The 7,765-nt window shown below is 48.9% G+C and carries 15 protein-coding genes; all 15 read left to right on the top strand.

What is annotated here, in order from left to right; genetic code table 11:
• A partial coding sequence (locus tag PKX57_RS10585) for a hypothetical protein (RefSeq protein WP_472417229.1) occupies positions 1-526 on the top strand: 526 nt, incomplete at its 5' end.
• A gap of 266 nt (positions 527-792) precedes the next feature.
• Positions 793-1,743, top strand: coding sequence for a YqaJ viral recombinase family nuclease (locus PKX57_RS10580; RefSeq protein WP_472417227.1), 951 nt, complete (start codon positions 793-795; stop codon positions 1,741-1,743).
• 13 nt (positions 1,744-1,756) lie between these two features.
• Positions 1,757-2,665 (top strand): recombinase RecT, encoded by a 909-nt coding sequence (locus PKX57_RS10575; RefSeq protein WP_472417225.1) that lies wholly within the window; start codon positions 1,757-1,759, stop codon positions 2,663-2,665.
• 282 nt (positions 2,666-2,947) lie between these two features.
• A complete protein-coding gene (locus PKX57_RS10570) occupies positions 2,948-3,580 on the top strand; it encodes a hypothetical protein (RefSeq protein WP_472417223.1) in 633 nt (210 codons plus the stop codon).
• Positions 3,552-4,280, top strand: coding sequence for an ATP-binding protein (locus tag PKX57_RS10565; protein ID WP_472417221.1), 729 nt, complete (start codon positions 3,552-3,554; stop codon positions 4,278-4,280). Before PKX57_RS10570 ends, PKX57_RS10565 begins: the two co-directional genes overlap by 29 nt.
• Positions 4,281-4,284: 4 nt before the next feature.
• Complete coding sequence (locus tag PKX57_RS10560) at positions 4,285-4,476, top strand: hypothetical protein (protein ID WP_472417219.1); 192 nt, start codon at positions 4,285-4,287, stop codon at positions 4,474-4,476.
• Entirely contained in the window at positions 4,477-4,650 is a 174-nt protein-coding gene (locus PKX57_RS10555) for a hypothetical protein (RefSeq protein WP_472417217.1), read from the top strand.
• The gene (locus tag PKX57_RS10550) at positions 4,628-4,843 is read left to right on the top strand and encodes a hypothetical protein (RefSeq protein ID WP_472417215.1); all 216 of its coding nucleotides are present in this window, start codon (positions 4,628-4,630) and stop codon (positions 4,841-4,843) included. Before PKX57_RS10555 ends, PKX57_RS10550 begins: the two co-directional genes overlap by 23 nt.
• Positions 4,824-4,982 carry a hypothetical protein gene (locus PKX57_RS10545; RefSeq protein WP_472417214.1) on the top strand — a complete coding sequence of 53 codons (159 nt, stop codon included), beginning with the start codon at positions 4,824-4,826 and terminating at the stop codon, positions 4,980-4,982. Before PKX57_RS10550 ends, PKX57_RS10545 begins: the two co-directional genes overlap by 20 nt.
• Positions 4,982-5,176 (top strand): hypothetical protein, encoded by a 195-nt coding sequence (locus tag PKX57_RS10540; protein WP_472417212.1) that lies wholly within the window; start codon positions 4,982-4,984, stop codon positions 5,174-5,176. Before PKX57_RS10545 ends, PKX57_RS10540 begins: the two co-directional genes overlap by 1 nt.
• A gap of 98 nt (positions 5,177-5,274) precedes the next feature.
• Complete coding sequence (locus PKX57_RS10535; RefSeq protein ID WP_472417210.1) at positions 5,275-5,442, top strand: hypothetical protein; 168 nt, start codon at positions 5,275-5,277, stop codon at positions 5,440-5,442.
• A 78-nt stretch (positions 5,443-5,520) separates the two neighbouring features.
• A complete protein-coding gene (locus PKX57_RS10530; protein WP_472417209.1) occupies positions 5,521-5,757 on the top strand; it encodes a hypothetical protein in 237 nt (78 codons plus the stop codon).
• A gap of 40 nt (positions 5,758-5,797) precedes the next feature.
• Positions 5,798-6,292, top strand: coding sequence for a hypothetical protein (locus PKX57_RS10525; RefSeq protein WP_472417207.1), 495 nt, complete (start codon positions 5,798-5,800; stop codon positions 6,290-6,292).
• Between the two features lie 348 nt (positions 6,293-6,640).
• Entirely contained in the window at positions 6,641-7,396 is a 756-nt protein-coding gene (locus PKX57_RS10520) for a DNA-methyltransferase (protein WP_472417205.1), read from the top strand.
• A gap of 134 nt (positions 7,397-7,530) precedes the next feature.
• The coding region (locus PKX57_RS10515; protein ID WP_472417203.1) for a hypothetical protein at positions 7,531-7,765 on the top strand (235 nt) is incomplete at its 3' end.

Raw genomic sequence — 7,765 nt, 5'->3', positions numbered from 1 at the left:
GATGCAGGTGCCAAAGAAGTTGTCGGTGCCGCTAAAGTTTCCGATAACTGACCAGGTCAACGAAAACTGGAACTCCCAGGCTACTTCTTACGACGGCGTTTTGACCATTGAAGAATTCAACGGACTCAAAGGAGAAGACAGCGAAAATGGGCTGTTTGAGTACATCCGCCACGAAAGAATGAAGGCAAGCAAGCGCGGAGATTACTACATGGCCAGCGTGTTGTGCAAGATCCTTGACTGGCAAACTTCCATCGACGAGTATCAGGACCCGAAAATCGACAGACTGCTAAGTAACTTCAGAAGGATCAAGTACGAGAACCGGCAGATGAACGCGATACTTCTAGCGCTGGATCCCCTGAGATCCGATCGTTACTACAAGAAGATCGACCGGCAGATCCCGCTCGCGATTACTGTCGAGAGAGGCATAAAAGTCTTCAGAAGTGAAGGAGGTTGGAGTTATGACAGTGAAAGTGGAAGGAGTACCCGTATTTCACGGAACGCCGGTGAACGCTTTGAGCGTATATGAGGAATACGTCAGGAAAAGGCAGCCTAGAGTCGAGCTCGTGAAAAACGGTCTGGTCATAAGAAAGTCGGGGCGGTAGCGGTGAAGAAAATAATTAGGCAAAAAACAAAAGCCGCCTATAAAAGGCGGCTCCCCATAGGAAGTGAGACTTGCGAAACAAATCGACACTTAATGAATCTTACCACACTCGGCACAAAAAAAGACCGCTTTCGCGGCCGAAACAATTCTTATTCAAACCGAAAAGATTATAACACAAGGAGGTCCTGGGAATGGAAGCCATTCGTCTGGCAAGTACCAAAAGGATCAGCTATGAAGAATGGAAAAGGCAGAGAATGAAAGGGATCGGTGGCTCGGACGTAGCCGCCGTCCTCGGAATAAGCAGATGGAAAAGCGCTTTGAGGGTGTATCTCGAGAAGATCGACGAAGCTCCGGAGGAAGAAGAAAACGAAGCGATGGAGATCGGCAGAAAGATAGAAGACTTCATCGCCGGACTTTTCAAAGAGAAGACGGGAATGTACGTCCAGCGCTGCAACGCTATACTTCAAAATTCCGAATACCCATGGATGATTGCCAACATCGACCGCGAGATCTACGACGAAGCCACCGATTCATGGGGCATCCTGGAGCTTAAAAACGTCTCCGAGTACATGAAGAACGACTGGGAAGGAGAAGAGATCCCACCCGAAGCATACGTCCAGCTCCAGCACTATCTCATTGTCACCGGCAGGACGTGGGGATACATCGCCGGCCTGATCGGAGGGAAGAGGTTCGAGTACAAGAGGTTCGAACTGGACGAAGAGCTCGCGGACGAGATCATTCGACGTGAGGAGAAATTCTGGAAAGAGAACGTGCTCAAGGGGATCCCACCGGCGGTAGACGGTTCTGAAGACTGCGCAACTGTCCTGGAGGTCCTGTTTCCTCAGTCGATGAGAAAGTCGATAGACCTTCCGACCGAGGACGATCTCGTTGTAGAAGAGCTCGAGACTCTCAAGGCTCAGAAGGAAGAGATAGATAAGGAGATCACTCTTCGCGAGAACCGTCTCAAAGAACGCCTTGGCGACTCTGAGGCCGGCTTCACGGGGAGATACTGGGTATTCTGGAAGAGCTACTTCTCCAAGAGATTTGCGCAATCAAGGTTCAAAGAGGAAAGACCGAAGGACTATGAAAACTATCTGGAAGAGACACATTCCAGAAGGTTTAGGTTCAAGAGAGCATCGTGAAGGAGGTTTGCCAATGCCGAAAGCAAGTGAAATCACTTCTATGGTGAAGAAGGAAGAGGAAAGAAGGAACCACAAGCCCGATCCACTAGCGGGCATAGTCAAGAATCTTACTTCGATCAAAGGCGAGATAGCCAACGCCCTTCCGGATGTGGGAATAACTCCCGACAGGATGATAAGGATAGTGGTCACTCTTCTGAGGCAGAACAAGAGTCTCGCCGAGGCAGCGATGCAAAACCCGGCCTCGCTTCTCGGAGCGGTCATGATGGCGGCCCAAGTCGGCCTCGATCCCACGAACGGCCTCAACCAGTGCGCCCTGGTTCCAAGGAAGGGGAAAGTGTGCTTCGACATCATGTACGAGGGGTTCGTAGAACTAGGATACAGATCAGACAGGATGGAGTCCATAGTAGCGCGCACGGTATATGAGAAAGACACCTTCAGTTTGAAGTACGGACTCAACGAAGAGCTTGTCCACGTACCATACTTGGACGGAGATCCCGGCGAGTCGAAGGGCTACTACATGGTCGGCAAACTCAAAGGTGGCGGAAACATCGTCGTTTACATGACCAAGGATCAGGTCCGGAAGATAAGAGACCGCTATTCGGTGGCTTACAACGCTGGTCTCAAAGGAAGCAGACAGGACAGTCCGTGGTTCACCAACGAGGATCGGATGGGAGAAAAGACGGTCGTTAAAGCCGGGTTCAGGTGGATCCCCAAGTCTCCTATCATCCGGACGGCCCTTGCCCTGGACGAGACTGCCAGGGAATGGAAAGGTGGCAACGAGTGCGAAGAACCGGACATGTCGCTGGTCGAAGCCGAAAACATCTGGGACGTTGAAGAAGCTACCGAGAACATGGAAGGCAGAGAAATCATAGAAGTAAAGACAGAAGAAAAACCGGCAGGTTCTCTTACAGGACTGAAGTGATACAGGACATCCGCTCCCGAGAAATCGGGGGCGGATTTTAGCAAATGGTGGTGAATTAGGATGATGATAGGCACTGTATTCAACCAATATTCGAGATACCGTCTGGATCACGAACTGGCCCATTCGGAGGAAATATTGTTCATCGCACTTCTGGCCCAGATCAACTGGGCAAGAAACGAAGACAATAATCTTCTGAATTCCAACGTCGCGATCGGGAATCCGAAACTGGTAGTGCTAACCCATATGTCGACAAAGCAGATCCACCGTGCGAGAAACTCCCTCATGCAGAGAGGGTTGATAGAATTCAAAAATGGTTCCGGAAAAAAGAATTACGCAATTTACTCTCTGGGCGCTTATTTTAGAAACCTTGACATTAACCTTGGTCCTGATGACAAAGTTAGTGACAAACTTAATGACAAACTAAATGTCCAACTAAATGTCCAAGTTAATGACAAGGGTAGTAAGATCTTAGATCCTAGAGATCTAGATAATAATATATATATACCCGCGCCCGCGATTGAAAAAGTGATACTCTTCTGGAATCAATTTCAAATCTCAAGAATTCCCGACAACAAAGAAAAGACAAATGCCGCAATTCTAAAGGCTCTACTCGACCATGGAGAAGAAGCTGTTCTTCAGGCTATCAAAAACTACGCCGAAATCGTGAACGGGAGCGAGTACATACTCAAGACTCGCTGGCAGTTGTCAACTTTCCTGGACCTGCATGTCGAGAAATTCCTGGATGAAGAGAGCGCGAAGGCCATGTACAGAGCGAAAGGAGGGCCGAATGGAAGAGGTGAACAGAGAGACTCGAGAGACGATTGGAAGGAACGATTCAAGAACCCGGCAGGAACTCATTCCGATGAGCGAGACCTTGAAGAACTCCTTGTCAGATCAGAAACTGGCGGTGGATAAGTGCCGCGAAAGTTGCGGAGGTCCTCAGAAGTGCAGGACGGGCGGACTCGTCGAATACATGGAGAACGGGATTACCAGCAGAGTCTTTTGCCCCGTCATGGAAAAGTACCTCCGCCAGATCAAGATCCAGCAGAAGATCATGAACGCGCTTCCCAAAAATTTCTGGGACAGGTCTTTCGAGAACTTCATCTCCAGGACTCCGGACTTGAAAGCGGCGTTGACCACCGCCAGAAAGTTCTCAGAGAAAAAGGCCTGGAAGATCGGAGCGAACCTGGTCTTTCTCGGGGGATACGGCACCGGAAAGACGCACCTGGCCGCCGCGATAGTGAGCGAAGCGATATCCAGGGGGAGCACGGCCGCCTTTGTGACCTCGACGAGCCTCACAGGGAGCATCCAGGAGATCTCTGCAAGGTTCGAGGACCTGAAGACGATCGAGCTGGTGGCGATAGACGATGTAGCCGTGGAACAGGAGAACAAGATCGTCATGCAGAAGATGTTCGAGCTTATTAACTATCGCTACGAAGCCGAGCTGGGAACTGTCATGACATCCAACCTGAACCCGAAAGAATTCAAAGACCTGATGGGCGAAAGGATCTGGGACCGCCTGGCCGAGAGAGTCTTCATAGTCTACATACAGGACGCCGAGAGCTTCAGGAAGCAGAAAAGGGACGAGTACGTCGATTGGCTTCGAGAGGAGTGATCGCATGATTCTAGTGTGGATCTACATCACTGGAGTTGTCATGACGGGCCTGCTGATAATGATCGTCGAGGAGCAAGAGAAGATCTACATACCTCCGAAAGAGAAGGTCCTGACATATGCTCTCGGTTCGCTCCTTTGGCCGTATGTAATTGTCCGGTGCCTGATCATGTTGATTAGAGGAAGAAGGCTCAAATAGATGAAGAGAATCGACAAATTCCTTGAAAGACAGCGAGAGAAGATCCAATCGTCGGAACGGTTGGAGAAGAAAATCCAGAAAGAACTGGAAAAGAAAGCCCGGAAAGCGGATGAACTTTTCGGACTTGAAGAGGAGCGTGAAGGAAATGCCGTTGACCGACGTGGAACTAGATGATATCGAATGCAGGGCAAGGATACAGAAAAAGAACTTGAACGGGATCGTGGAGACTTATTTCGGGGAGTGGATCCCGGAGCTGATTGCCGAAGTGAAGAGGCTTAAGAAAGAAAACCATGAACTTCGCCAAACACTGGAAGGCAACGGAATGATGATCCTGAAGGAGGCATCTTATGGGCGTGACCGACAATAAAAAGTTCAAGAAAGAAGAAGGCGGATCTTTCAAACATGAAAAACAAAGGAAGTATGTCCCGGCTATCGTGCTTGATTCCGAAGAAAACAAGAGGAGGTTCTCCAAGAAGCTTCTGAAGACCGTGGAGGTGGATTACTAGTGCCGGCATTCCGCTTTGAGCTCGAGAGAATTGACAGGCCGGGAAGATACTTCTCTATCGTTATCGAAGGCGAAAAGATCTGGAAAGCCGCTGAAGAGGCGAGAAAACAAGCCAGAAAGACTGCGCGCGGAAGCAAATGGAGAATCAAGGGCTGGAAGAGGGAGGTCCCGGATGGTCAGAAGGCGATGCCCTGAATGCGGCCGCATTTATTACAGTTCGGCTTCACACACGGACTGGACATGCGAATGCGGAATCATACTGACAAAGCAACTGAACGAGGAGGCATTTCAACATGATTTACATAGTGACGGTAGGAAAGACCGCTTACAGCAAGACGGAGAGAAAGGAAGTCGAGGTTGACGCCCTCAATGTCACCGACGCGATGCTTATCGCGAGAAAACAGAACCCGGATCTATACGTGTTCGAAATCAAGAAGAAGGGGGAGGAGGAGGAGACATGATCTTCCTGGGCGCACTAGCCCTCGGGGTCCTTGTCTTGGTCGTCTATTCGGTGTTAGTGCTATCCGGGAGGTTGAGCGATGAAGAAGAACGTCGCAACGGAAAGGGCTAAAGCTCTTTCGATAGCCTTTCCCACATATTCGATCCTACTACGGCACAAGAAAAGACTTGAATCCGAACTCGGGAAACTCGGAAAGATGAGATCGTCTGAACCGGTCTCGCAGATCTGGACACATCTGAACGAGATGAAGGAGTTTCTTGAGTTGTACGAGAAGCTGGATGAATTGAACAAAGCCACCATTCTTGGAAATGCGTGAGGGCCTCCGCCAAGGCCCTCGTTACGTTCGGAGGGAAAGGATGCTTCAGGAGAGATGTGAAAGGCTTGTAGCTGGTGCTCATTCAGAAGAGGATCTTGTCATCGTCCTGCGTTCGCTACAGTCCATGTGGGCCAGGGTCCTGGAAAGGCCTGTCATTCTTGGACTTATAGACGGACAGATTATGGTCGAAACTCCATGCATGGCTCCGTCCTTCCAGTCAAAGATTAGCATGAGCGCTGCCCTTAGAACCAAAAGATTGATCGGAATTCAGGAGAAGGAAATATACTATCAGGCGATCGGGATCCTGGACGGCATGTTCAGAAGACTTACCAAACGACAGATGGAGGCTATCTTCTGGAGGCTTATAGATCACAGTAGGAAAGACGGAAAACCTCCGAGTAATAGAGAGATCGCTTCTTTCCTGAACATTGACGAATCGGCGCTTCGAAGACATATGAGAAGAGCCTGGGAGAAATTGGGAGGAGATCCCGTGTATTTATCGAATTACGTCGCATTCAGCCTGGATTCGGATTAAATAGCCAGAGTGGAAAGTGCTATACTGATGGTAAGCTAATCAAATCATAATGCGCTTTGAAACGTCACCCTTTCTGTATTGAGGTACTGGGCCGGAAGACGGCCCTTTTTTGTTGACTAGATCTAATAGTATTCATAGCCGGGCGATTTGGATACGTCCGCAAAAAATGATATAATTTACTATAATCACAGAAATTATCCAATCAAGGCTTCCAGACGGGAGCCCTTTTTTATTTTGCAGGAGGTGGTTCATTAAATTATCAAAGACAAGTGCCATGGAACAAACCGTGTTTAAGAATGGAGGTGAATTGTGAATTGCGAAATCATCCATGGTGACTGTATCGAGTACATGAAAAAACTACCGGATCATTTCTTCGACGCCATTATCACCGATCCTCCCTGGTTGACCACCAAACTTTCTTTCGATAAAAAGCCTATGGACTTCACGGCTATTTTCTCAGAGTTTCACAGGCTTCTGAAAGACAGCGGGTGGTTCTTTTTGTTTGGAACCGTCGAGATGGCTTCAATAGCTTTAAAGAAGGGCTGGAAGAGGAAGTTCGAGTATATCTGGGTGAAGCCCGCTCCCGTAATTGCTCATCCGAGGGTCGTTCGTCCTCTCACACGCCATGAGATAGTCTACGCGTTCGTGAAAGACAAGGTGAAACCTGGGAGCCTTTACTACGATCGGGAGGCTATCTCAACTATAGGGAAACCTTACAGGAAATCTGTGCCTGCTTCCTGGAAGTCCAGCGAATACCAAAACAGCCAACACGTCGGGAGAGGAATGTCGAGAGAGAAAATGAGGTCCGGTATCAATCACGGTACAAGATATCCAACAACTGTCCTTGAGTTCCCGAATAAACCTCAAATGAACAAGAACGAGAGGACACCGCACCCCACCCAAAAGCCCATCGCTCTTATGGAGACGCTGGTAAAAGGATATTGTCCGTCTGGCGGAACGGTACTAGATCCATTTGCCGGCTCGGGTTCAACGGTGGTAGCTTGTGAGAAGCACGGAAGAAAGTGTATCGCTGTCGAGAAAGATCTTTCGTACATCGAGATCATTGAAATGCAACTGGAAAAGTTGAATTCGAATATCATTTGACCTTGACAGGTCACTTATATAGAACATCTCGGTAATGCTTAATTTATCAAATACACAGAGGTCCTTCGGGACCTCTTTTCTTATGCTGTTGCTTTACAGACCTTTACATGCCCTTACAGATAGGAGGTGATGTCATGCCTAAGCCAAGCAAGATCGAACAACATGGCCTCGAGAAGGACGTGCTCGACTGGACCAGCCAGGGCATGTCATCCAGGGATATCTCGGCAAAGATAATGGAGGAAAAGAAAATCTACATATCACACGCCTCCATTGTATCTTTCATCAAGTCTGTAAGGGAAGAGAGAGCCGAGACATCGAGGGCGATAGTCCAGGAGCACATGCAGAAGACTCTTCCGGACGACCTCGAAC

This window comes from Mesotoga sp. (assembly GCF_035363035.1).
Classification (GTDB): Bacteria; Thermotogota; Thermotogae; order Petrotogales; family Kosmotogaceae; genus Mesotoga.
This window is presented reverse-complemented; position numbering and strand designations above follow the sequence as displayed.

What these genes read in the sequence shown, in the direction of transcription:
- PKX57_RS10570 (WP_472417223.1), top strand. Translation starts at nt 2,948, where the DNA reads ATGCAGAGAGGGTTGATAGAATTCAAAAATGGTTCCGGAAAAAAGAAT.
- PKX57_RS10530 (WP_472417209.1), top strand. Translation starts at nt 5,521, where the DNA reads ATGAAGAAGAACGTCGCAACGGAAAGGGCTAAAGCTCTTTCGATAGCC.
- PKX57_RS10575 (WP_472417225.1), top strand. Translation starts at nt 1,757, where the DNA reads ATGCCGAAAGCAAGTGAAATCACTTCTATGGTGAAGAAGGAAGAGGAA.
- PKX57_RS10555 (WP_472417217.1), top strand. Translation starts at nt 4,477, where the DNA reads ATGAAGAGAATCGACAAATTCCTTGAAAGACAGCGAGAGAAGATCCAA.
- PKX57_RS10545 (WP_472417214.1), top strand. Translation starts at nt 4,824, where the DNA reads ATGGGCGTGACCGACAATAAAAAGTTCAAGAAAGAAGAAGGCGGATCT.
- PKX57_RS10535 (WP_472417210.1), top strand. Translation starts at nt 5,275, where the DNA reads ATGATTTACATAGTGACGGTAGGAAAGACCGCTTACAGCAAGACGGAG.
- PKX57_RS10580 (WP_472417227.1), top strand. Translation starts at nt 793, where the DNA reads ATGGAAGCCATTCGTCTGGCAAGTACCAAAAGGATCAGCTATGAAGAA.
- PKX57_RS10560 (WP_472417219.1), top strand. Translation starts at nt 4,285, where the DNA reads ATGATTCTAGTGTGGATCTACATCACTGGAGTTGTCATGACGGGCCTG.
- PKX57_RS10520 (WP_472417205.1), top strand. Translation starts at nt 6,641, where the DNA reads ATGAAAAAACTACCGGATCATTTCTTCGACGCCATTATCACCGATCCT.
- PKX57_RS10525 (WP_472417207.1), top strand. Translation starts at nt 5,798, where the DNA reads ATGCTTCAGGAGAGATGTGAAAGGCTTGTAGCTGGTGCTCATTCAGAA.